Here is a 22,478-nt window from a genome sequence, read left to right on the forward strand (position 1 = left end):
CTCATACTCCGGCGGCGTGACGCAGCTCGACGTCCAGGCCCTCGGAGCGCATCCGCAGGTCGGTGTACATGAGCGCGACCACGGCGGAGTCGAAGGGCAGGATCGCGGCCTGGACGAGACTGCTGAGAAGCGTCGATGCCACCAGGATCGCGAGGGTCATGTCCGGGGCGGCGTAGAGGAGCCCCTGCATGACGATGGACACGCCCTGGGACACGATCTGGGAGGCGAAGAAGACGATGATGAAGGAGAGCAGGCGGATGCCGACGATACGCCAGAAGTAACCCCGCGTGAGGGTCCAGGAGCGGGAGATCCCCTCCATGACGCCGATGTTCTCCAGGACCAGTGCCGCCGGCGCCAGGCACAGCTTGCACATCAGCGCGAAGATCGCCAGCCCGAGCACGGCGATCACCGCCAGGATCGCCAGGATGGCGAGGATGATGGTCCCGGCGGAGTCCTCAGCGGCCCCGTTGGCAATGACGTTCCCCAGGAGGGCCCAGCCGATGCCAACGGCGATCGCTGTGACGACGGCGGTGATGACGGCGAGGATGAGCTCGATGAGGAGCGTCTGGCCGATGAGCGCCCACACTCGCGGCCGGGTGCGCTGCCACACGTCGCCGAGGGACGCCTTGCGGCCCAGAATGGTGCGTGAGACGGTCACGATGAGCAGGCCGATAATGATCGAGGTGGCCATCATGCTCAGCACGCTGGTCACGCCGAGCTGGACGAGCAGGCCCACCAACGATGCCCCGATCTTGTCCAGGTCGGCGTCGGAGAGCTCAACCTTCCCGGACGTCAGGTTCGGCAGGCCGAGCCGGGACAGGAACAGGGCGAAGCTGCCGGCGGACAAGAGCCCCACGATGCTCATCACCACCAGTGAGGGGACGAACATGGCTTTGGGGTTGGCGCGCAGGGACTCGAAGGCTCCCCCGAGGATCTCCCCGATGGACAGCGGCCGCAGCGGAATGATCGAGGGCTTGGGGGCCAGTGCCGACGTGTAGCCGCCGTAGCCCGGGTATCCGGGGCCGCCGGGAGCTCCCGGATACCCCGGTGCTCCGGGATAGGGGGCGCTTCCGGGGACTGAGCCGCCTGCGTAGCCCGGCTGACCCACCGGTGGCGTCTGGTAGCCGCCGTAGCCGGGGTACTGGGGTCCCGCTGCTGAGCCCGGAGCCGGGTAGGAGGGAGCTCCTGTGAAGGCGCCGGCGTCGGGGGCCTGCCATCCGTCCTGATCGCCTCCGACGAAGTTGCTGCCGGAGGTGCCGTGAGCCTCGCGGTCCGGCTCTCCGCTCGGACCGCTGCCGTCAGGGGGGAAGTCGGTACTCATAAGCCCATGCTGTCATGTCCGGCCGTCATCTGGCCCTCCCCCTGGAGGAGGAAATCGTGCCGCTGGAGCTCCGCGTGTGCCCTGAGCCAGGTTCAGGGGGCGCAGCGAAGATCACGGTTCGGCCGCAATAATCCCGGCTTCTGGGCGCGCTGACGCCGGTTTTTCCCGTAACTGAGGGGATTCTCTTAATTTCCTGGGGAAACTGTGGACGCCACCTCGGTGGTCCGGGTGTCCCTCGGGTCCTGGGGCTCATGCCAAGATACGGGCTATGAGCACGCGCATTCTGGTCGTCGACGACGATGCATCCCTGGCCGAGATGATCGGCATCATGCTGGAGTCGGAGAGCTACACGCCCACACTTTGTCATGACGGGGCCAAGGCCCTGGACGCCTTCCACGAGGTCAACCCTGATCTGGTCCTGCTCGACCTCATGCTTCCCGGGCTCGACGGCGTCGAGATCTGCCGGCTCATCCGCTCCGAGTCCGACGTGCCGATCATCATGCTGACCGCGCGCACCGACACCCAGGACGTCGTCGCCGGTCTTGAGGCCGGTGCGGACGACTATGTGACCAAGCCCTTCAAGTCCAAGGAGCTGCTGGCCCGCGTCTCCACCCGCCTGCGTCGCACCAACCCCGGTGCGGCCGAGCACGTGCGTGCCGGGGACCTCGACATCGATGTCGCCGGTCACCAGGTCAAGCGTGGCGAGTCGGTCATCTCCCTGACGCCGCTGGAGTTCGAGCTGCTGGTGACTCTGGCCCGGTCGCCGTGGAAGGTCTTCACCCGTGAGGAGCTCCTCAGCCAGGTGTGGGGTTACCAGCACCCGGCCGACACCCGTCTGGTCAATGTTCACGTTCAGCGCCTGCGGGCCAAGATCGAGAAGGACCCCGAGCGTCCCTCGATCGTGGTGACGGTGCGCGGTGTCGGCTACAGGGTCGGCGAATCCGCGTGAGCGACGGCGCATCGGGCGCCATACAATGAACCCGATGCGTAATTCAGGGGGCACGTCGATGGGGTCATCGGTGGGCACCGCGGAGGAGCGGCTGGTTCGGCGTCTGCCTCTGCCGGGGCTGCTGCGCCGCAGCCTGGAGGTGCGCATGGTGTGCACCGCCACCGTCATTGGTCTGCTTCTCATTGTGCTGCTGCTGACCTTCGTGACCGACCGGATCCGCTCCGAGGTGTTCGCCGATCAGCGCGACGTCATCCTCGCCGATGCCGCGTTGCGCGCCAGCGTCGCTCAGGCCGAGTTCGACTCGACCACGGCAGTCACCGTTGACGAGGTCTCGGCCGCGGCGGAGCGGCAGGTCAACGGCGCCAAGGACTCGATCTCCTCCTCCGGTGGGGGGGGGGTTCTCATGCTGCGCAACGAGGAGGAGACCTCGACGACGGTCGTCAACGACCTGGAGACCGACACCCGTCTGCGCTCCCTCATCACCCCTGAGATGTCCCGGGCCCTCGATGAGGGCGGGGCGCGCGCCCAGTACTGGCAGTCGGTGGCGGTACCCAACGATGAGGGCGGCACGGATCCGGGGCTCATCGTGGGGACCCGGGTGAGCCTGCCCCTGGCCGGGGAGTACGACCTCTACCTCGTCTACAGCCTGGCCAGCGAGCAGCGCATCGTCTCCCTGGCCTCGCGCAACATCACCATTGGGGGGCTGGGCTTCCTGGCCATCCTCATCGTCGTGGTGTGGGCCTTCACCAGGTGGGTGCTCAGCCCCGTGCGGCACACCGCCCGGGCCGCTGAGCGGCTGGCCTCCGGACTGCTGGCCGAGCGGCTGAGCATCCAGGGGGAGGACGAGATATCCACCCTGGCCAGATCCTTCAACCACATGGCGACCTCGCTGGAGGACCAGATCGAGCGCCTGGAGTCCCTGTCCAAGGTGCAGCGCCTCTTCGTCTCCGACGTCTCCCACGAGCTGCGCACCCCGCTGGCCTCGATCCGCCTGGCCACGGAGCAGATCCAGGACGCGCGCGAGGAGATCTCCGATCCCTTCGCCCTGCGCAGCATCCAGGTCCTGTCCAGCTCGGTGGACCGCTTCGAGACTATGCTCACCGACCTGCTGGACATCTCCCGCATCGACTCCGGGAACGTCAAGCTCCGGCTGGAGGAGTTCGACCTCGCCCAGGTGGTCGACACCGTCATCGAGACCACCCAGTTCCACTTCGACGCCACCGGCACCGAGCTGCGCCTCCACCTCCCCGAGGAGCCGGCCACCGCGGAGATCGACGTCACCAGGGTCGAGCGCATCATCCGTAACCTCGTGGTCAACGCGCTCGAGCACGGTGAGGGCAAGCCGATGGACGTCACCGTCGCCGTGGATGCCGATGCGGTGGCGGTGCGGGTGCGCGACCACGGCATCGGCATGAGCCCCGACGTCGTCACCAAGGTCTTCGACCGCTTCTACCGCGCCGACCCCTCGCGCAAGCGCAGCCTGGGAGGCACCGGACTGGGGCTGTCCATCGCCATGGAGGATGCCCGTCTGCACGGCGGGCGCCTCTCGGCCTGGGGATGGCCGGCCGACGGCTCCTCCTTCCTGCTGGTCCTGCCTCGCACCCAGGGGGCCGACGGCGGTCCCGGCCGGCTCAGCGGCCCCGGCCCCCTCGAGCTCGTCCCGCAGGACGCGCCCGCGGTGGCCCGCGCCGGCATCCCCATCGACGAGGAGTCCTCCTTCTCCCCGGTCGGCCCCCTGGGGCCCGCGCCCGCCACCCGCCGGGCCCGCCAGAGCGTCGTCCTGGGCGACATCCCCCTGGCCGGGGAGAGCCACGACGCGGTCACCGAGGACGTCGGCCGAGTCGTCGTCGTCCTTCCCGGTCAGGAGCCCGCCACCCGCACACCCGAGGAGACCGAGGAAGAGGGGTGGCGCCGATGACGCAGCCGATGAACCGCGACGCGCCCACTCAGGGGCGCAGATCCGCAGAGGCCGCAGAGCCGGCCGGGCCCACTGAGCCCATCGGGCTCCTCGGAACGGTTCCGGCCAGATTGTCGCGACGCGGCGCGCTGGGGCTGCTCTCGGCCACGGCCGCTGGCGTGCTGGCCGGCTGCACGGCGCTTCCGAGCTCCAGCCGCGTTACCCGCTCCGGGGTGGCCGCCTCCGACACCAACGCCCTCATCGAGACCGCTCCCGGACCAGGTGAGGGGGACTCGGCCGAGGACATCGTCAACGGTTTCCTGCGCGCCACCATCGCGGGGTTCTCCGACGACTTCGCCACCGCCAAGCAGTTCCTCAGCGATCACGCCGTCGCGCAGTGGAAGCCCCTGGAGACGGTGAGCGCCTACAGCGGGTCGACCGAGCCGCAGGTCTCGGTGGCGGCCAACGGCTCCTTCACGGTGACCTCCGGGCAGGTGGGGGTGCTCAACTCCCTGGGTGTCTTCACCCCCGCCCCGGAGGGGAGCACCTATACCGGCGAGTTCTCCCTGGCCACCAACTCCACCGGCCAGTGGCGCATCGTCGGCCTGCCTCACGGCATCCTGCTGCCCCTGTCCCGACTCATGCAGAACTTCGCGGTCAGCTCCCTGGCCTTCCTGTCCCGGGACCGGTCCAGGTTCGTCCCCGAGCTGCGCTGGTACCCGCGCAGCTCGCAGGCCGACTCCCTGGTCTCCGGGCTGCTGGCCGGGCCCTCGGACTGGCTTGCGAAGGGGGCCTCCAGCCTCATCCCGCGCAACGCCGAGCGGGCTGGGCGGGGGGTCGTCGTCGAGGGCGGTACCGCCACCGTCCACCTGAGCGCGGACTCCGACCCCGCCTCGGAGGACGCCCGCGGGCTCATGGTGGCCCAGATCGAGCAGAGCCTCGTCCAGATCAGCGGTATCGACCACGTGCGGGTGCTCGCCGGCACCGTCGACCTCGGCGCTGCTGCCCAGTTGACACCGATGGCCCCCGAGGTCGGAGGCATCGTGGGGATGTCGGAGGGATCGGTCGTGCGCGGCACGGGGGCCAGGCGCGTCACCCTGGCCAGTGACCGGGTCCTGGGGACCAGTGACGCGCGTAGCCCGAGCCTGGGGGCCGACGGGGCCGTCTACGCACTGTCGGCCTCCAGCCTGCTGCGCCTGCCCCGGGGGCAGGGCTCCGCCAGCGTCATCCTCTCGGTGGGGGATCCCTCCGCGGGCGCCGGTGGGCTGGGAGCGCCGATGGGCGACCGGCACGGCTGGGCCTGGTTGCTGGCCGAGGGGCGTCTGACCGCCGTCAACGGCTCCGGGCAGCGCGCCACCCTGGAGTCCTCCTGGCTGCAGGACGGCACGGTCGCGGCCTTCGACCTGTCCGTGGAGTCCGAGCGGATCGCCGTGCGGCGAACCGACGGGCGGGTCGCCGTCGCCATCATCATCAGGGACCAGGACGGCCGTCCCACCGGGCTGGGGCCGGCCCTGGAGATGCCCCGCGCCAGTGGGACGGGCACGCGGGGGCTGTCCTGGTGCGCCCCCAACGCCGTGTGCGTCCTGGCCGCTGCCGGCACCGAGGGCGGGAGCGTGCCGGAAGTGCGTCTGGTCCAGGTCGGCGGGGCGGTCAACACGCTGGTGGGGGTGCGTCGGGCCCGTTCGGTCATCTCCGACCGCTCCGAGGAGTCCCTCCTCATCGTCGACGAGGACGGGCAGACCTGGCAGCGTCGCGGGGCGATGTGGCGGGTGCTCACCGCCGAGGTCACTGACCCCTCCTTCCCCCTGCCCTGAGCCGACGCCCCCGACACGCGGCTCCGGGTGCCCCCGGTCGGTCAGGACCGTGGAGCACCCGGATATCAGGGGCCAAACCCGCGCCGCGGGGCCGGATGGGGCTACAGCACCTGGGCGTCCAGGCGGATGACGCCGTAGGTCCACCCGTGACGGTGATAGACGGCACAGGGCTGCTTGGAGGACTTCTCGATGAACAGGTAGAAGGGGTGCCCCACGAGCTCCATCTGGTAGAGGGCCTCGTCAACGGTCATCGGCTTGGCCTCGTGCAGCTTCTGACGCACGATCACCGGGGAGTCGCCGAGCTGCGCCTCAACGGCGACACCCGGCTCGGTGGGGGCGGAGGGGGAGTCCTCGATCGGCGCGTCACCGGTGTCGGGGACCAGGGGCACCTCCATGCCGGGAGCTGCCTGGAGGTCCTCATTCGGTGCGGCCACGGTGTGACGACGGTGGTGGTCCTTCTTGCGGTCCCGGGCCCGGCGAAGGCGCTCGGTCAGCTTGCCCATGGCGATATCAAAAGCGGCGAAGCGGTCCGAGGAGGAGGCCTCCGCCCGGATGATCGGGCCCTTGGAGACGACAGTGATCTCCACTCTCTCGGCGGTGTCGGCCTGGCGCGGGTTGCGCTCGTGGGTGACCTCCACCTCGACGCGCTGGACCCGGGGGTCGAACTGCTCAACCTTGACGGCCTTGTCCTCGACGTAGTCGCGCAGGCGAGAACTGATCTCAGCGTTACGACCGACGACGGTGATATCCATGGTGGAACCTCTTTCTAGGCTCGTGGGCCGGCCCTGACGGGCCGTGTGCGACAAGTACCCGCCACGTCTCACGGCGGGTTCGGGACTGGTGTCATCACCTCCTGGTCACCTCGTGAGGGCCCTCAGGCACCGAGGCGGGGATCCGATCGACTGTCCTTGTCGGCGTCGGGAGCCGCCTGTGCGTTGTGCCACATAAGGTACACCATGTGGGGCTGTTCACGCCTCCCTTTCGTACGCGCCGCGCCCGAAAGAAGCCTCCTGATCGCCGCAGGCGGACAAGGTGGAGGCTCCCGGATCCATGCGGCCAGGGGTGCGGCGGCCTGCGGCGACCACCCCAGGGCCGACCGGCACCGCGGCACGCGCATGCGCCGGGGGCGGGGCTGCGCTCAGCACCAGGGCGCCCAGGACCCGCCCGCCGCCCGCCCGCAGTGCCCGGGCGCAGGCTCCCAGAGTGGCCCCGGTGGTCACGACGTCGTCGACCAGCAGGATCGGCAGGCCGGTGACGGCGGCCAGCAGGCGCGGAGCCTGGGCGCGGTTGCCCCGTCGCTGACGGGCGGATCGGCCCGCCTGGTGCGCCCCACCGCCCCGACGGCGCAGCAGGTCCGTGCTCAGCACGAGCACTGCGGATTCTTGCCCGGCCCACTGCGCGCAGATCCCCCGGGTGACGGCGTCGGCCAGGTGGGCCGCCACCAGGCGGCCGCGCAGACGGCGCACGATCCCGGAGGGCGCGGGGACCACGACCAGCACCCGCGTGTCCCCGGTGGAACCGGTCCAGACCTCTGTGGGAGGGTGCGCCTGTGCCCACCGGCGCCCCAGGTGCCGACCGGATCGGGCCATCACCTCCGACAGGTCCTCCCGGGCACCGTTCTTCCAGCCCAGCACCATGGTGCGCACCGGGCCGGTGTAGGAGGCCAGGGCCCAGATGTCCAGGTCGTCGGCGGCATCGGCGTGCTCCACGGCGAAGGGGGCGGCCTCGAGCAGCTCCCGGCACTGCGGGCACAGCGCCGTCTCCCAGCGCCCACAGCCCGCACAGCTGGTCGGCAGGCCCAGCGACAGGGCGGGGGAGAAATCCGCCGACAGGCCCAGTGGCGGGCCGAGTGCGGCGGGACGGCGGGGCTTGCGGTGACGGTGCTCCATATCCCCACTGTGACGCAGGCGGAACCTTCCCGCTCCTGGCGGCGCTCGCGGTCCACACCGCGAGGGGACGGCCGTCGTCGTCGTCCCCTGTGGCCCCGTGCCCCACCTGTGTCCTCGGTGGGAAGAATCTCGGTGCCGGAAAGACCGCCGCCCAGCGAGGTCCACTAGAGTACGGAGGCAGGTAGCCGGTGAGACCTGAGCCGATACCGAGCCGATCCTGAGCCGATTCCGCGTCGATGTCGAGTTGATTCCGAGTCGGCCGACTCGACCGATACGGCCTGCGTCTCATCGTCGCTCTTCGCAATCTGACGTCCCAAGGGAGAATGCAGCGTGTCGATCGTGGACCGGATCCTTCGCATTGGCGAGGGCCGCACCCTGAAGAAGCTTGATGCCATCGCCGATCAGGTGGAGGCTCTCGCCGACGAGTACAGCGAGCTCTCCGACGCCGAGCTGCGCGAGATGACTGATGAGCTCAAGGAGCGCTACCAGGACGGGGAGACCCTCGACGACCTGCTGCCCGAGGCCTTCGCCACGGTCGTGGAGGCGGCCGACCGCGTCCTGGGCATGCGCCCCTACCACGTCCAGATCATGGGTGGGGCGGCCCTCCACCGCGGCAACATCGCCGAGATGAAGACCGGTGAGGGCAAGACCCTCGTGGCCACGATGCCCTCCTACCTGCGGGCCCTGACCGGCAAGGGCGTCCACGTCGTGACCGTCAACGACTACCTCGCCGAGTACCAGTCCGACCTCATGGGGCGCGTCCACCGCTTCCTGGGGCTGACTACCGGCTGCATCCTCGTGGGCCAGACGCCCGCCGAGCGCCGTGAGCAGTACGCCTGCGACATCACCTACGGCACCAACAACGAGTTCGGCTTCGACTACCTGCGCGACAACATGGCCCAGCGCCCCGAGGACCTGGTCCAGCGCGGCCACGCCTTCGTCATCGTCGACGAGGTCGACTCCATCCTCATCGACGAGGCCCGCACCCCGCTCATCATCTCCGGTCCGGCCAGCGGCGACGTCAACAAGTGGTACAAGGAGTTCGCCACGATCTCCGAGCGCCTGCGCGCGGGCAAGGACTACGAGGTCGACGAGAAGAAGCGCACCGTGGGTGTGCTCGCCGCCGGCATCGAGCGGGTGGAGGACTACCTCGGGGTGGACAACCTCTACGAGTCGGAGAACACCCCCCTGATCGGCTTCCTCAACAACGCCATCAAGGCCAAGGAGCTCTTCCACCGGGACAAGGACTACATCGTGCGCGACGGCGAGGTCCTCATCGTCGACGAGCACACCGGCCGCGTCCTGCCCGGCCGCCGCTACAACGAGGGCATGCACCAGGCCATCGAGGCCAAGGAGCGTGTGGAGATCAAGGCCGAGAACCAGACTCTGGCCACCATCACTCTCCAGAACTACTTCCGCCTCTACCCTGAGGGCTCGCGCTCGGGCATGACCGGTACCGCCGAGACTGAGGCCGCCGAGTTCGCCGGCACCTACAAGATCGGCGTCGTCCCGATCCCCACCAACAAGCCCATGATCCGTCAGGACCAGCCCGACCTCGTCTACACCACCGTCGAGGCCAAGCTCGACGCCGTCGTCGACGACATCGCCGAGCGCCACGAGCTCGGCCAGCCGGTCCTGGTGGGAACCACCAGCGTGGAGAAGTCGGAGATCCTCTCCGAGCGTCTGCGCGAGCAGGGCATCCCTCACGAGGTCCTCAACGCCAAGCAGCACGCCCGCGAGGCCGCCGTCGTGGCCATGGCCGGCCGCAAGGGCGCCGTCACCGTCGCCACCAACATGGCCGGACGCGGAACCGACATCATGCTGGGCGGCAACGCCGAGCACATCGCGGTCTCCGCCCTCAAGGAGGCCGGTCTGGACCCCGAGGAGAACGCCGAGGAGTACGAGAAGGCCTGGCCGCAGGCCCTGGCCGCCGCCAAGGAGGCCTGCCGGGCCGAGCACGACGAGGTCGTCGAGCTCGGCGGTCTCTACGTGCTGGGCACCGAGCGTCACGAGTCGCGGCGTATCGACAACCAGCTGCGCGGCCGCTCCGGCCGTCAGGGGGACCCGGGCGAGTCCCGTTTCTACCTGTCCATGGAGGACGACCTCATGCGCATGTTCGCCTCCGGGCTCGCCCAGCGCATCATGTCCTCGGGCGCCTACCCCGACGACGTCCCCCTGGAGTCCAAGATGGTCACTCGCGGCATCGCCGGGGCCCAGCGCCAGGTGGAGTCGCGCAACTACGAGATCCGCAAGAACGTCCTCAAGTACGACGACGTCATGACCGAGCAGCGCGAGAAGGTCTACTCCGAGCGCCGTCAGGTCCTGGACGGTGAGGACCTGGAGCCCCAGATCGAGGCCTTCCGGGCCCAGGCCGTCACCTCCATCGTCGAGGCCGGCACGGCCGAGGGCCGTCCCGACGAGTGGGACCTGGACGCCCTGTGGGGAGAGCTCGGCCGCCTCTACCCGGTGGGCCTGACCCAGGACGAGGTCGTCGAGGCGCTGGGCGGCAAGAACGCACTGACCTCGGAGCGCCTCATCGAGGAGCTCACTGAGGACGTCGCTGTGGCCTACGAGGACGCCGAGGCCCGCATCGAGGCCAACGCCCTGGCCCATGTCCAGCTCGGCGAGGACCCCATGCGCACCCTGGAGCGCCGCATCCTGCTGGCCGTGGTGGACAAGCGCTGGCGGGAGCACCTCTACGAGATGGACTACCTCAAGGAGGGTATCGGTCTGCGGGCCATGGCCCAGCGCGACCCCCTCGTGGAGTACGCCAACGAGGGCGCCCGCATGTTCCGGGCGATGATGGAGGGGATCCGCGAGGAGACCGTTGAGCAGATCTTCGCCAACGTCGCCCGCTTCGACGCCGCCGCCCAGCGCGCCGCCGAGGACGGCACCGTCGAGGCCGCCCAGGCTGTCGCCAAGGCCAACGCCACCGCAGCGGCCGGCATCCGCGTGGGCCAGGCCGGCGGCCAGGGGCGCGGCACGGTTCTGGGGGACACCGGGCAGGCGTCCATGGAGCAGCGGGTCACCTACTCCGGCCCCAGCGAGTCCGGCGAGGAGGAGACCTCCGGGGCCTCCTCGCGCAGGGCCTCCCGTTCCGGTGCCGACTCCGGCGGCAACCGGGCCGAGCGTCGTCGCTCCAGGAAGAAGCGCCGGCACTGAGGCTCAGCGCGAGCTGACACGACTGTCGATGATCCCGTCGGAACCCGGCAACCAACCGGGGTTCGGCGGGATCACGCCATCTCCAGGCCGGTGAGGATCCAGCGTTCGCGCAGCAGCTCCAGGCGTGCTGCCGCGGCCCGGACCCGGTGGCCCTCCTCCAGCAGGACAGTGGCCTCGCAGGCTCCCGACATGGTCAGCTCGGTGCGCACGCTACGGATGCGCGGACGTCGCGGGCTGGACTGGCCTCCCAGGATCCGGGCGGCCAGGCCCGCCCGACGGGCGAGAGCCTCGAACAGGGAGGGACTGGTCCAACGGACCAGGTGGTCCACCGGGCGCAGCCCGGCCAGGACCTCGCTGGCGGCCGTCACCACGATGGCGGCGGTGCGCGAGGCGTCAGTGCCGGCGGCGGGCCACTGCGTCAGAGGCGCACCCCGCGTGACGGGGCCTGCGTCGTTCACGGGCTTGGAGGGTTTGTGCGGAACCGCACGAGTCGGCGTCGGGTGACTCGGTGTGGGGCGGCTACGACGTTGAGCGTCGGTCTTGCGGCGTGCGGGGCGGGTGGCTTGGACAGTGGTGGTCGCGGTCATGGTGGGCTCCTGGGAGTGGGAGGGTGCCCCGTGGGCACGGAGTGCGAAGTGGAACGGGGAAGGTGTTCGGGGCCTGCGGTGGGGGCCGCCGGCGCTGGTGCGTTGCGGTTCATCGTGATGGCGCCTGACCTCCTGCCGGTGTGCTCGGTGCGGACAAGGCGTCCGGGACGCTCAGGACCGTGCCGGGCCGGATCAGCGAGGGATCGGCGCCGATGGCCTCGGAGTTGGCGCGGTACAGGGCCGGCCAGTCCTGTGCGATCTGTGCGGGGGCGGAGCCGGTGGGCAGGAGGTGAGCGGTGATGGACCACAGGCTCTCGCCGGGCGCGACGGTATGAGTGGGGCTCGAGGAGGGTGGGGCGTCGGGGCCGGTAGGGGGCTGCGCCGCCTGGCTGCCCGGCGGTGTCGAGTCTGCTGACTGGCTTGCGCCCTCCGAGTCGCTCGAACCGGTCGAAGCGCTGGGCGGGGACTGATCGGCCGGCGTCGACGGCGTCGAGGACTGCGAAGGCGGTGAGGCGGGCGCCGAGCTGGTGGGGCGCCATCCCAGGTCATCCCCGCCACTGGTCTCCTCGCTGGCCAGCGCCGGCGCCGAGGACAGGGAGACGAGCAGCGCGGAGGCGACGATGCGTCTCACCGCTGGCGCTCCCCAGGCCTCGAGGGCTCTGGCTGCCAGCGCATAGGCGCCGCCGCGACAGCGCTTGCCGGGGTCGTTCGCCCCGGGGCACGTCATGAGTGCCAGGAGGGCCGAGACCGCGTGCCACAGGGCTCCCAGGGCCCCGCATGTGCAGGTGCCGGCCACCACGGCGTTCGACAGGTCGCTCAGTCCCCAGGCCTGCGGCGGGACCTGCACGAGCTGCTCCGCGGCGCCGTGGGCCGTGCGTCCCAGAACTATCAGGACGGCCCCTGACGCTGCGGCCAGGAGCGTCAGTCGTTGACGAGCTCCCATGTCACCCTCCATCGCCGATGATGTCGTTTGATGATGTTAGGTGTACGCCTATGGTGTGATGATGTCAATAGTGACGATATGACATGCTGTGCGCTGAGTCGTGGTAACGGGGCGGGAGTGGTGCTGGAGGCGCACGGCCCGAGCCGCCTCGGAGTGCTTTCCTCGGCGTGCGTACTGTGGTGAGGTGGGCCTATGGACTGGGACGCGATGATTGCCGACCTGGAGAGTAGCTTCGATGCTGAGCGCCGTGCGGACCTGGTGGCTCAGAGCGTCGAGCTCGCGGAGGCCGAGCACGCCTCCATCGAGCTCGTCGACCGACTGCGAGGCTCGGTGGGCCGACTCATCCACCTGCGGACTCGCGGTGGTGTCCCCGTCGACGGTGTGGCCTGCCGGGTGGAGCCCTCCTACGTCCTCGTCGATGAGGGGGAGGGGCTGCAGGCCGTCGTCCCGGTGAGCGCGGTGGCCACAGTAGCGTCACTGGCCGGTCCGGCGCCCCGGGACGGCCGCCGTCGGCCCACGCTGACGGCTCTGATGCGTGAGATCGCCCGACGCGGAGCGCGGGTGCGCCTGGTGCTGGGCTCCGGAGAAGTGGTGGGGCGGCTGGTCCGGGTGGGAGCGGACCATGTCGATGTCGCCGTCGACCCTGAGGGCGGCATCCGCTCGCGTCGCGCTCCCGGGGTGGGCGGCGCAGGGGTTGTCAGCGTCATGACCGCTGCGATCGAGGTGCTGCGCAGTCGCTGACGTCGGCTGGCGGGCAGAGAGGTTCAGGGCGCCCCGTCCTCGTTCCAGCCTGCGGCGACCATGGCCCTGGTGGAGGCGAGCTGGCGCTGGATGTAGTCCTCCAGGGCCTGGTCCTCGATGCGCCAGAGCTTGCGGGCGCCGACCTGAATGGCGGGAAGGTCGCCGGTGCGGATGAGGGCGCGCACGGCCTGGGCGGAGAGCTGAAGCTGCTCGGCGACGTCGGCGATGGTCAGGAATCGTGTGCTCATACCACGATGATCCCACTGCTGGATCCGCTCCACAATTCTTAAAGACACTTGTGGATAACCTTGAGGTACTATTTTATCCCAACGATGATTGCAGGAGATCAAGGAGGATTCCCGTGATGTCATCTCGCCGCAGTCGAACCCTGACCGGTCCTGAGCGTCCCCGCGGTCGTTGGCGCCGGCCTGCCTGGAAGGATCCGCGTATGGCCGGGGGAGTGGTGCTGGTGGCCGGGGCCGTGGCCCTGGGGGCCTGGGCGGTCGACGCGGCTGCTGATACCACTCGCGTCTACGTCCTCTCCCAGGACGTCGCTCCCGGGACGGACCTGACTGCCGACGGCATTCTTACGGTGGTCGAGGCCCATCCCGGCACCGATGCCTACGTCGAGGCCGGGCACCTGCCGGACGGCGCCGTGTCCACGCGCTCCATGCGCAAGGGAGAGCTGCTGGCTGCGGCGGCCGTCAACAGCGGCCGGGAGCAGGAGCTGCGGCCGGTGGTCCTCACTGTCGCCTCCAACCTGCCGGCCTCGACCAAGGTCGGCGACTACGTCGATCTGTGGATCGTGCCCAAGGAGGGCGTGGCGGGCAGGCCCGCAGCCCAGGCGCCTGCCGCCGGGCAGGCCGGGCAGGGCGGGCAGGGTGGACAGGGAGGCCAAGGCGACCAGTCGGGGCAGGCCGAGGGGGCTGGAGCCCGCCGCGTTGCCACAGGGCTGGTCATCGCCTCAGTCGGTGAGACCAGCAAGGGGCTGATCTCCGGACCCGGCACCGGGGTGGAGGTCAAGGTTCCCGAGGCCTCCCTCGCCGCCGTTCTCAGCGCCGTCGGTCAGGAGGGGGCGCTCGTCCTGGTTCCCACCGGCCAGGAAGCGCCGGCGGAGAAGGCCTCGTGAGCGCCCCGGGCGCCGGAGTCCTCCTGGCTCTCAGCGGCGACGACGCCGAGATTCTGCGGGCGCTGAGCCAGGCGGGAAGCGGGCTGTGCGTCGTGCGCCGATGCGCCGACCTGCCAGAGCTGCTCTCAGCGGGAATGGCCGGACTGGCGGGATTCGCCCTGCTGGACACCGGTTTCGACGAGATCGACCGCACCGTCCTGGATCGGCTCACGCGTGCGGGCCTGAGCGGAATGCTCCTGGTGGAGGCCCACGAGGAGGAGCGCTGGCGCAGTGCGGGGTGGCCGATTCTCCGGCGCGACACGGAGCCCGGCCGGATCTGCGCGGCGCTGCAGGACCTCGTGCGTCGTGGTGGGGCTTCCGGCGTGGCCCCCACCGGGAGCGGGCCGGCAGCTGACAGCGCCGACTGGCTGAGCGCCGCCACCCCCGCTTCGACGGAACCGAGCACGGAACCGCACACGGAATCGAACACTGCCGTCCAGGAGACCGCCTGGCTCGAAGAGCTGTGGCGCCAGTCGCCTGGCTCCCCTGAGAGCGGGACGGCGCCGTCGCAGCCGCCCCGGGTCTCCAACGACGCCGGAGCCGAGGAGGACACGGGGCAGAACCGGCTGCGCGGCCGGGAGCCGGCCGCCGCGGATACGCCGGAGCCTGTGCTCCCGGTCGCGGCGAGCCCGGCGGGTGACGAGCGTGGAGGGAGGGTCGTCCTGGTGTGGGGGCCTCATGGTGCTCCCGGGCGCTCGACGGTCGCCGCCTCCCTCGCCCACGGCCTGGCCGCCTGCGGCGGCGCGATCCTCGTGGACGCCGACGTCGAGGCTCCCAGCCTCGTCCAGCTCCTCGGCATGCCGGAGGACTCCTCGGCCCTGGCCGGGGCCGCCCGTCTGGCCACCCACGGCCGCCTTGACGCGGAGAGCTTTCGACGAATCCTGGCTCCGGTGGGCGATGGGCTCTTCCTGCTGGGCGGCCTGGGCAGGTCCGGGCGCTGGCGCGAGCTGCCACCGGCCTCGATGGCCGAGGTGTGGGCGCAGTGCCGCCGGGCCGCGGCCTGGACCGTCGTCGACGTCGCCGGCGGGCCCGCCGATGACGACGTCGACGACTTCACCCTTGAGCCTGGACGTGGGGCTGTGACGGCCGACCTGGTGTCGCACGCCGACGTCATCCTGGTCGTCGGCGGGGCCGACCCCGTCGGGGTGCGCCGGCTGCTCCAGCTCCTCGATGAGATGGGGGCCTCCATGAACCCCGCAGGCCGGGTCGAGGTCGTCATCAACCGGGTGCGGGCCTCGGCCGCAGGACCTTCTCCCCAGCAGGCTCTGCGAGAGGCCCTGGCGCGTTTCGGCGGGCTGGAGGACATTGTGCTCCTGCCCGACGACGCGGCAACGGCCGATGCCTGCCTGCTTCAGGGGTGCACTGTTCTGGAGCAGGCGCCTGCCAGTGCACTGGGCAAGGCTCTCAGTGCACTGGTCGACCGGATCGATCCGCAGGTCGCAGCGCTACGCAGGGCCGCCTCCCCGCGTCGTTCCCTGCTGTGGCGCTCCAAGCGGCGCGGTGGGCGCCGGGGCCGCAGGAGCTCCTCGGCCCAGGCCGCAACCGGCAGAAGCAGGAGCCGCTCGAACGTGTGCAGCGCGGGTGCGAGGCGCCGCCGCCGAGGCGGGGACGGGGGACGGGTGGTCGGTGAACGACCGCCGGCTCCCCAGGCGCCCAGCGGACTCATCCAGGCGCCGCCGCAGTCGCCTCCGGGCCTGCCACCATCGATCCAGCCGGCGAGCCAGCCAGTGAACCAGCCGCAGAGGCCGGTCCTCGGCTCGCCGCACCAATCCGGGACAGAGTCGAGTACGGGAACGCCCCCGGGGTCTGCGCCGCCGGGAACTGGTCGACACCGCTACTGAGAACCGGAGCGCGGGCGGTGCCGGGTGGGCCGCCCGGCTGCTTCGTGGAAGGGGGTGAGTGCGGAGGTAGGGCAGACTGGGCGCATGCGCATCTACCTGCCCGCCACCGCCGCCCACCTGCGTGCAAGCGTCCTGGGGTCCTCGCACCAGCCGCTCACGGCTCACGCCGTCACCCCGGCCCTCGCCCAGGCCCTGCCCGAGGAGGATGAGGAGGGCCTGGAGGTCTCCGCCTCGCTGTGCGCCGCCGACGCCTCCGTCGTCCTTCTGGCCGAGCCTGAGGCCGCGGGCCTGGCCGACCGGCGCATCGTCATCGCGGCCGACGTCGATGCCGAGAACGTGCGTGAGCTTCCCGTGGAGGGCGATGTACTGCCCGGTACGATCGAGGTCACCGGTGAGATCTCCTGGGAGGACGTCGCCGCCCTGCTCGTGGACGAGCCCGAGGCGCAGGACGATGTACGAGCCGCCAGACTCGGTGACGAGGACGCCTTCGAGCGCGCCGCCGAGGCCGACCTGCTCTGGTACGACGTCACGGAGCGGGAGGCGCTGGCCGAGAGCCTCGGCGTCTGACTGGGCCGGCAGCGCAGGTCAGTGCGGGGCGCGTCCGCGTCCGACGTCGGACTGCCCGCTGCCCCCGAACCCAGGCCGACCGGGGGATGCTTTCGTCCAGCATTCGCGGTGGCGTGACCAGTTCCACGGCCGCCTGCCTTGCGCCGCGGAGGTCGCTGCTGGGTAAGGTGCTCTCTGCCAAAGACCGCAGGTCGCCCGCTCCGGCGGGACCAAGTCCACATCAGGTGGGGCCGGCGCAGGTGAGAACGAGACTTCTTCGGGCATGCCCGAATTCAAGCCCCGTGCCCACCGGCGCGGGGCTTTTCCAGTGAATGGGCCCCTGCGGCATACCACGGAAGGAGGGCCCATGGCACGGCCTGACAAGGAAGCAGCCGTTGCTGCACTGGCGGACAAGTTCCGTCAGGCTGACGCGGTCCTGCTGACTGAGTACCGGGGACTGAGCGTCGCCCAGCTCAAGGAGCTGCGTCGTTCCCTCGCCGGTAACGCCGAGTACACCGTGGTGAAGAACACGCTTGCTGCGATCGCCGCCCGCCAGGTCGGGCTCGAGGACTTCGCCGACGACCTCACGGGCCCCTCCGCCCTGACGTTCGTCACCGGTGAGCCGGTCGAGGCCGCCAAGGCTCTGCGTGACTTCGCCAAGGACAACCAGCAGCTCGTCATCAAGGGCGGTGTCATGGACGGCGCCGTGCTGTCCGCCGACGGCGTTGACAAGCTTGCCTCTCTCGAGTCCCGCGAGGTGCTGCTCGCCAAGACCGCGGGCGCCATCAAGGCGTCCCTGTCCAAGGCTGCGTACCTCTTCGCCGCACCGGCCTCCAAGGCCGTGCGCACCGTCGACGCCCTGCGCGAGAAGCAGGAGACCGCGGCCTGAGGCCGCACGCGTCATCCACCAACCCTGCGCGCGCAGGAACCTGATAAGGAAGGAACGCCCATCATGGCGAAGCTGACCACCGAAGAGCTCATCGAGCAGTTCAAGGAGCTCACCCTCATCGAGCTGTCCGAGTTCGTCAAGGCCTTCGAGGAGACCTTCGACGTTACCGCCGCCGCTCCGGCCGCCGTGGCCGTTGCCGCCGCCCCCGGCGCTGCCGGTGGCGACGCCGCCGCCGAGGAGAAGGACGAGTTCGACGTCATTCTCGAGGCCGCCGGCGACAAGAAGATCCAGGTCATCAAGGAGGTGCGCGCTCTGACCTCCCTCGGCCTGAAGGAGGCCAAGGAGCTCGTCGACGGCGCTCCCAAGCCCGTCCTCGAGGGCGCCAACAAGGAGGCCGCCGAGAAGGCCAAGGAGCAGCTCGAGGGCGCCGGCGCCACCGTCACCCTCAAGTGAGTCTCTCCCCGCTGCCTGAGGCGGCCTGAGGGTCGCCGAGGGCCGGGGATGCCCATCTTCACCGGGTCCCGTCCACCATGAGGTGGGCGGGACTCGGTCGTGTTCCGGGGGCCTGGTGCTGTCCGGCCTCCGTGTGCTTCGACGTCGTCGGGCTCGGGGCGGTGGGGGATCGGGGACGTACATGTGCGCCGAGGACTGCGATGTCCTCCAGGTCACTGAGGTCCGTCCCCAGTGGTCTGGGGGAGAACGCAGTCGCCGATCGGAAAGTACGTTCCCGACGCCGTCGGCCGGAAGGGATCGGGCGGGCGCAGAGGCTGCGGGGCCGGGGACGTGCAGGGCGACGGGTGCCAGGGGAGTGGGTGGCTGGGCGCGCGGGGCTGGCGTGCCGGGCGAGAGCCGGCCGGCAGCCGCTCAGCGAGAGGCGCCCACTGAGGGACTCAGGTCACGCGGTGGACACGGGTGGGGCAGTATGCGCGACTGTGGTGGGAATCGCAAGGAACCAGGGCGGATCGGCGTGGAGTCCTTGACGTCGGCCGTGTACGCTAGCGCTTTGCGTGCATTGTGTGTATTGGTGCGAGGAGTATCTGCCCTCCGTACGGGCTTCGGCCCGTCGGAACCCTGGCGGGCGTGAGCCCGGCAACGGAGATTCTACTCAACCCGGTGCTCGCAGTGCGCGTTGTGTGATCCCCGATCTGAGGGAAGGATCCCCCTTTGGCTGCCTCGCGCACCTCCGCACCCACTGCTGCTGACATCGCCGCTCGTACCGCGTCGCGTCGTATCAACTTTGCCAAGATCGCCGAGCCCATGCAGGCTCCGAATCTGCTCGCCCTCCAGACCGAGAGCTTCGACTGGCTCGTCGGTAACGAGAGGTGGCGCGAGCGGATGACCGCCGCCAACAAGGCACACCCGGGCTCCCTGCCCGAGACCTCCGGTCTGGAGGAGATCTTCGACGAGATCTCCCCGATCGAGGACTTCGGCGAGACCATGGCCCTGTCCTTCCACGACCACCGCTTCGAGGAGCCGAAGTACACGGCCGAGGAGTGCCAGGAGAAGGACCTCACCTACTCCGCCCCCCTCTACGTGGTGGCGGACTTCGAGAACTTCTCCACCGGTGAGATCAAGTCTCAGACGGTCTTCATGGGCGACTTCCCGCTCATGACCGATAAGGGCACCTTCATCGTCAACGGCTCCGAGCGCGTCGTCGTGTCCCAGCTCGTGCGCTCGCCGGGCGTGTACTTCGAGCGCACCACCGAGAAGGCCACGGACAAGTACGTCTACAACGTCAAGTTCATCCCCTCGCGCGGTGCCTGGCTCGAGTTCGAGATCGACAAGTCCGACCGCGTCGCGGTGCGCATCGACCGCAAGCGCAAGCAGGACGTCACCGTCTTCCTGCTGGCCCTGGGCATGGACGAGTCGGAGATCCGCAAGGAGTTCGCCGACTACCCGGCCCTGACCTCCGCCCTGGACGAGGACCGCAAGATCACCACCCAGGACGAGGCGCTCCTGGACATCTACAAGAAGATCCGCCCCGGTGAGCCGCCGAGCGTCGAGGCCGGACGCACCCTGCTGGAGAACTTCTACTTCAACCCCAAGCGCTACGACCTGGCCAAGGTCGGCCGCTACAAGATCAACAAGAAGCTGGGCCTGGCCTCGGACCTGACCGAGTCCACCCTGCGCATTGAGGACATTGTCGCGGCCCTGCGCTACCTGCTGGCCCTGCACTCCGGCGCCGAGACCGTCGAGGGCGTGCGTGACGGCGAGATCACCGAGATCGCCGTCGAGTACGACGACATCGACCATCTGGGCAACCGCCGCATCCGTGCGGTGGGCGAGCTCATCCAGGCGCAGGTGCGTACCGGTATGAGCCGTATGGAGCGTCAGGTGCGCGAGCGCATGACCACCCAGGACGTCGAGGCCATCACGCCGAACACGCTCATCAACATCCGGCCCGTGACGGCCGCGATCAAGGAGTTCTTCGGCACCTCCCAGCTCAGCCAGTTCATGGACCAGAACAACCCGCTGGCGGGTCTGACCCACAAGCGCCGCCTGAGCGCCCTGGGCCCCGGCGGTCTGTCCCGTGAGCGCGCCTCCATGGAGGTCCGCGACGTCCACACCTCGCACTACGGGCGCATGTGCCCCATCGAGTCCCCCGAGGGTCCCAACATCGGCCTCATCGGCTCGCTGGCGACCTTCGGGCGCATCAACCCCTTCGGCTTCGTCGAGACCCCCTACCGCGTCGTCGTCGACGGCCGGGTCACCGACGAGACCCACTACCTGACGGCCGATGACGAGGACCGCCACGTCATCGCCCAGGCCAACGTCGCCCTCACCGAGGACGGCCACTTCGCCGAGGACCACGTCCTGTGCCGCGTCACCGGCGGTGAGCCGGCCCTCGTGCCCTCCTCGCAGGTGGACCTCATGGACGTCTCCCCGCGCCAGATGGTGTCGGTGGGTACCTCCCTCATCCCCTTCCTCGAGCACGACGACGCCAACCGTGCCCTCATGGGCGCCAACATGCAGCGCCAGGCCGTGCCGCTCATCCGCCCCGACGCCCCGCTGGTGGGCACGGGCATGGAGCGGCGCACCGCCGTCGACGCCGGTGACGTCCTCGTGGCCGACAAGGCCGGCGTTGTCACCGAGGTCTGCGCGGACTTCGTGCGCGTGGCCAACGACGACGGCACCGAGAACGTCTACAAGGTCGCGAAGTTCCGCCGCTCCAACCAGGGCAACTGCTACAACCAGCGGGTCGTGGCCACCGAGGGGGAGCGCGTCGAGGTCGGCACGGTCCTGGCCGACGGCCCCGCCACCAACGAGGGCGACCTGGCCCTGGGCCAGAACCTCCTGGTCGCCTTCATGACCTGGGAGGGCCTCAACTACGAGGACGCCATCATCATCTCCCAGCGTGTGGTCGCCGAGGACATGCTCACCTCGATCCACATCGAGGAGCACGAGGTCGACGCCCGCGACACCAAGCTGGGCGCCGAGGAGATCACCCGCGACATCCCCAACGTCAGCGAGGAGACCCTGGCCAACCTCGACGAGCGCGGCATCATCCGCATCGGCGCCGAGGTCCGCAGCGGTGACATCCTCGTGGGCAAGGTGACCCCCAAGGGGGAGACCGAGCTGACCAGCGAGGAGCGCCTCCTGCGCGCCATCTTCGGCGAGAAGGCCCGCGAGGTGCGCGACACCTCCCTGCGCGTGCCCCACGGCGAGTACGGCATCGTCACCGGCGTGCGCGAGATCGACGCCGCCTCCGACGATGCCGAGCTGCCCGCGGGCGTCAACCGCATGGTGCGCGTCTACATCGCCCAGCGCCGCAAGATCACCGTCGGTGACAAGCTCTCCGGCCGTCACGGCAACAAGGGCGTCATCTCCAAGATCCTGCCCGTGGAGGACATGCCCTTCCTGGCCGACGGCACCCCGGTCGACGTCATCCTCAACCCGCTGGGTGTGCCCAGCCGTATGAACGTCGGACAGGTCCTCGAGCTGCACCTGGGGTGGGTCGCCTCCCGCGGCTGGGACGCCACCGCCGCCCGCGAGGCCGGCGAGGCCTGGACCGCCAACCTCCCCGAGAACGGCATCAAGGCCGAGCCCCGCACGCCCGTGGCCACGCCCGTCTTCGACGGTGTGCGGGACAACGAGCTCATGGGGCTGCTGGGCTCCACGCTGCCGACCTCCGACGGCCTGCAGCTGGTCGAGCCCAACGGCAAGGCCCGCCTGTTCGACGGCCGCTCCGGTGAGCCCTTCCCGTACCCCATCTCGGTGGGCTACATGTACATCCTCAAGCTCCACCACCTCGTGGACGACAAGATCCACGCCCGCTCCACGGGTCCGTACTCCATGATTACCCAGCAGCCGCTGGGTGGTAAGGCCCAGTTCGGTGGTCAGCGCTTCGGTGAGATGGAGGTGTGGGCCATGGAGGCGTACGGCGCCGCCCACGCCCTCCAGGAGCTCCTCACCGTCAAGTCCGACGACGTCAACGGCCGTGTCAAGGTCTACGAGGCCATCGTCAAGGGCGAGGACATCCCCGAGCCCGGCATCCCCGAGTCCTTCAAGGTGCTCATGAAGGAGATGCAGTCGCTGTGCCTGAACGTCGAGGCCCTGGACGCCGAGGGCGTTGCCATCGCCCTGGACGACACCGACGACGACGGCTCGCGCGCCGCCGATGAGCTCGGCTTCGACCTGGGCCGGCGTCCGGGCGGGGCCATGGCCTCCACGGTTGACGAGATCTGAGTGGCCACCGCCTGGTGACGACTTCGTGACAACTTCATCGAGCCC

Annotated in this window: 17 protein-coding genes; 11 read left to right on the forward strand and 6 right to left on the reverse strand. The window is 70.0% G+C overall.

Translation table 11 applies throughout. The features are described from left to right. Window position 1 precedes the first annotated feature (1 nt). On the reverse strand, window positions 2-1,321 hold the full coding sequence (locus tag HMPREF3165_RS02500; protein ID WP_003786994.1) for a DUF7847 domain-containing protein: 1,320 nt from the start codon (window positions 1,319-1,321) through the stop codon (window positions 2-4). 268 nt (window positions 1,322-1,589) lie between these two features. Between HMPREF3165_RS02500 and mtrA the strand changes: the two genes are divergently transcribed. The 3 genes from mtrA to HMPREF3165_RS02515 are packed head-to-tail and all read left to right on the forward strand — an operon-like array spanning window position 1,590 to window position 5,981. After that, window positions 1,590-2,270, forward strand: coding sequence for an MtrAB system response regulator MtrA (gene mtrA / locus HMPREF3165_RS02505; protein ID WP_003786992.1), 681 nt, complete (start codon window positions 1,590-1,592; stop codon window positions 2,268-2,270). A 34-nt stretch (window positions 2,271-2,304) separates the two neighbouring features. Beyond that, window positions 2,305-4,188, forward strand: a complete 1,884-nt coding sequence (mtrB, locus tag HMPREF3165_RS02510) for an MtrAB system histidine kinase MtrB (protein WP_070510645.1) — start codon at window positions 2,305-2,307, stop codon at window positions 4,186-4,188. Further along, window positions 4,185-5,981, forward strand: coding sequence for an LpqB family beta-propeller domain-containing protein (locus HMPREF3165_RS02515; RefSeq protein WP_003786989.1), 1,797 nt, complete (start codon window positions 4,185-4,187; stop codon window positions 5,979-5,981). The genes mtrB and HMPREF3165_RS02515 overlap by 4 nt, the downstream gene beginning before the upstream one ends. A 101-nt stretch (window positions 5,982-6,082) precedes the next feature. Here the strand turns inward: HMPREF3165_RS02515 and hpf are convergent, their stop codons facing one another. Both hpf and HMPREF3165_RS02525 read right to left on the reverse strand, forming a co-directional pair. Beyond that, the gene (gene hpf, locus HMPREF3165_RS02520) at window positions 6,083-6,733 is read right to left on the reverse strand and encodes a ribosome hibernation-promoting factor, HPF/YfiA family (RefSeq protein WP_003786987.1); all 651 of its coding nucleotides are present in this window, start codon (window positions 6,731-6,733) and stop codon (window positions 6,083-6,085) included. 216 nt (window positions 6,734-6,949) lie between these two features. Beyond that, window positions 6,950-7,870: a ComF family protein gene (locus HMPREF3165_RS02525; protein ID WP_070510647.1), complete on the reverse strand. Its 921-nt coding sequence runs from the start codon at window positions 7,868-7,870 to the stop codon at window positions 6,950-6,952. 330 nt (window positions 7,871-8,200) lie between these two features. Here HMPREF3165_RS02525 and secA point away from each other — a divergent pair, with 330 nt between their 5' ends. After that, window positions 8,201-11,032: a preprotein translocase subunit SecA gene (secA, locus tag HMPREF3165_RS02530; RefSeq protein WP_003786982.1), complete on the forward strand. Its 2,832-nt coding sequence runs from the start codon at window positions 8,201-8,203 to the stop codon at window positions 11,030-11,032. Window positions 11,033-11,103: 71 nt separating this feature from the next. On the opposite strand, the gene HMPREF3165_RS02535 is transcribed toward secA, so the two are convergent. Both HMPREF3165_RS02535 and HMPREF3165_RS02540 read right to left on the reverse strand, forming a co-directional pair. Continuing rightward, window positions 11,104-11,619: an Rv3235 family protein gene (locus HMPREF3165_RS02535; protein ID WP_003786980.1), complete on the reverse strand. Its 516-nt coding sequence runs from the start codon at window positions 11,617-11,619 to the stop codon at window positions 11,104-11,106. A 109-nt stretch (window positions 11,620-11,728) separates the two neighbouring features. After that, window positions 11,729-12,574, reverse strand: coding sequence for a LysM peptidoglycan-binding domain-containing protein (locus HMPREF3165_RS02540; protein WP_003786979.1), 846 nt, complete (start codon window positions 12,572-12,574; stop codon window positions 11,729-11,731). 180 nt (window positions 12,575-12,754) lie between these two features. Here HMPREF3165_RS02540 and HMPREF3165_RS02545 point away from each other — a divergent pair, with 180 nt between their 5' ends. Beyond that, window positions 12,755-13,303: a hypothetical protein gene (locus HMPREF3165_RS02545; protein WP_003786977.1), complete on the forward strand. Its 549-nt coding sequence runs from the start codon at window positions 12,755-12,757 to the stop codon at window positions 13,301-13,303. Between the two features lie 23 nt (window positions 13,304-13,326). Here HMPREF3165_RS02545 and HMPREF3165_RS02550 read toward each other — a convergent pair whose 3' ends face one another. Next, a complete protein-coding gene (locus HMPREF3165_RS02550) occupies window positions 13,327-13,551 on the reverse strand; it encodes a helix-turn-helix domain-containing protein (protein WP_003786975.1) in 225 nt (74 codons plus the stop codon). A 200-nt stretch (window positions 13,552-13,751) separates the two neighbouring features. On the opposite strand from HMPREF3165_RS02550, the gene HMPREF3165_RS02555 reads away from it, so the two are divergent. The 6 genes from HMPREF3165_RS02555 (at window position 13,752) to rpoB (ending at window position 22,433) form a co-directional block, all read left to right on the forward strand. After that, entirely contained in the window at window positions 13,752-14,432 is a 681-nt protein-coding gene (locus tag HMPREF3165_RS02555; protein WP_040321427.1) for a hypothetical protein, read from the forward strand. Continuing rightward, complete coding sequence (locus tag HMPREF3165_RS02560; protein ID WP_003786972.1) at window positions 14,429-16,312, forward strand: CpaE/TadZ family protein; 1,884 nt, start codon at window positions 14,429-14,431, stop codon at window positions 16,310-16,312. Before HMPREF3165_RS02555 ends, HMPREF3165_RS02560 begins: the two co-directional genes overlap by 4 nt. 84 nt (window positions 16,313-16,396) lie before the next feature. After that, on the forward strand, window positions 16,397-16,879 hold the full coding sequence (locus HMPREF3165_RS02565) for a DUF6912 family protein (RefSeq protein ID WP_003786969.1): 483 nt from the start codon (window positions 16,397-16,399) through the stop codon (window positions 16,877-16,879). Window positions 16,880-17,225: 346 nt separating this feature from the next. Further along, window positions 17,226-17,747 (forward strand): 50S ribosomal protein L10, encoded by a 522-nt coding sequence (rplJ, locus tag HMPREF3165_RS02570; RefSeq protein WP_009407225.1) that lies wholly within the window; start codon window positions 17,226-17,228, stop codon window positions 17,745-17,747. Window positions 17,748-17,810: 63 nt separating this feature from the next. Further along, complete coding sequence (gene rplL, locus HMPREF3165_RS02575) at window positions 17,811-18,200, forward strand: 50S ribosomal protein L7/L12 (RefSeq protein WP_009747839.1); 390 nt, start codon at window positions 17,811-17,813, stop codon at window positions 18,198-18,200. Between the two features lie 711 nt (window positions 18,201-18,911). Continuing rightward, a complete protein-coding gene (gene rpoB / locus HMPREF3165_RS02580) occupies window positions 18,912-22,433 on the forward strand; it encodes a DNA-directed RNA polymerase subunit beta (protein ID WP_003786960.1) in 3,522 nt (1,173 codons plus the stop codon). Window positions 22,434-22,478 lie beyond the last annotated feature (45 nt).

It is taken from the genome of Actinomyces sp. HMSC08A09, assembly GCF_001807465.1.
GTDB lineage: Bacteria > Actinomycetota > Actinomycetes > Actinomycetales > Actinomycetaceae > Actinomyces > Actinomyces oris.

Excerpts from the sequence above, each read along its gene's own strand:
- HMPREF3165_RS02500 (WP_003786994.1), bottom strand. The coding sequence starts at position 1,321 with ATGAGTACCGACTTCCCCCCTGACGGCAGCGGTCCGAGCGGAGAGCCG.
- mtrA (WP_003786992.1), top strand. The coding sequence starts at position 1,590 with ATGAGCACGCGCATTCTGGTCGTCGACGACGATGCATCCCTGGCCGAG.
- mtrB (WP_070510645.1), top strand. The coding sequence starts at position 2,305 with ATGCGTAATTCAGGGGGCACGTCGATGGGGTCATCGGTGGGCACCGCG.
- HMPREF3165_RS02515 (WP_003786989.1), top strand. The coding sequence starts at position 4,185 with ATGACGCAGCCGATGAACCGCGACGCGCCCACTCAGGGGCGCAGATCC.
- hpf (WP_003786987.1), bottom strand. The coding sequence starts at position 6,733 with ATGGATATCACCGTCGTCGGTCGTAACGCTGAGATCAGTTCTCGCCTG.
- HMPREF3165_RS02525 (WP_070510647.1), bottom strand. The coding sequence starts at position 7,870 with ATGGAGCACCGTCACCGCAAGCCCCGCCGTCCCGCCGCACTCGGCCCG.
- HMPREF3165_RS02535 (WP_003786980.1), bottom strand. The coding sequence starts at position 11,619 with ATGACCGCGACCACCACTGTCCAAGCCACCCGCCCCGCACGCCGCAAG.
- HMPREF3165_RS02540 (WP_003786979.1), bottom strand. The coding sequence starts at position 12,574 with ATGGAGGGTGACATGGGAGCTCGTCAACGACTGACGCTCCTGGCCGCA.
- HMPREF3165_RS02545 (WP_003786977.1), top strand. The coding sequence starts at position 12,755 with ATGGACTGGGACGCGATGATTGCCGACCTGGAGAGTAGCTTCGATGCT.
- HMPREF3165_RS02550 (WP_003786975.1), bottom strand. The coding sequence starts at position 13,551 with ATGAGCACACGATTCCTGACCATCGCCGACGTCGCCGAGCAGCTTCAG.
- HMPREF3165_RS02555 (WP_040321427.1), top strand. The coding sequence starts at position 13,752 with ATGGCCGGGGGAGTGGTGCTGGTGGCCGGGGCCGTGGCCCTGGGGGCC.
- HMPREF3165_RS02565 (WP_003786969.1), top strand. The coding sequence starts at position 16,397 with ATGCGCATCTACCTGCCCGCCACCGCCGCCCACCTGCGTGCAAGCGTC.
- rplJ (WP_009407225.1), top strand. The coding sequence starts at position 17,226 with ATGGCACGGCCTGACAAGGAAGCAGCCGTTGCTGCACTGGCGGACAAG.
- rplL (WP_009747839.1), top strand. The coding sequence starts at position 17,811 with ATGGCGAAGCTGACCACCGAAGAGCTCATCGAGCAGTTCAAGGAGCTC.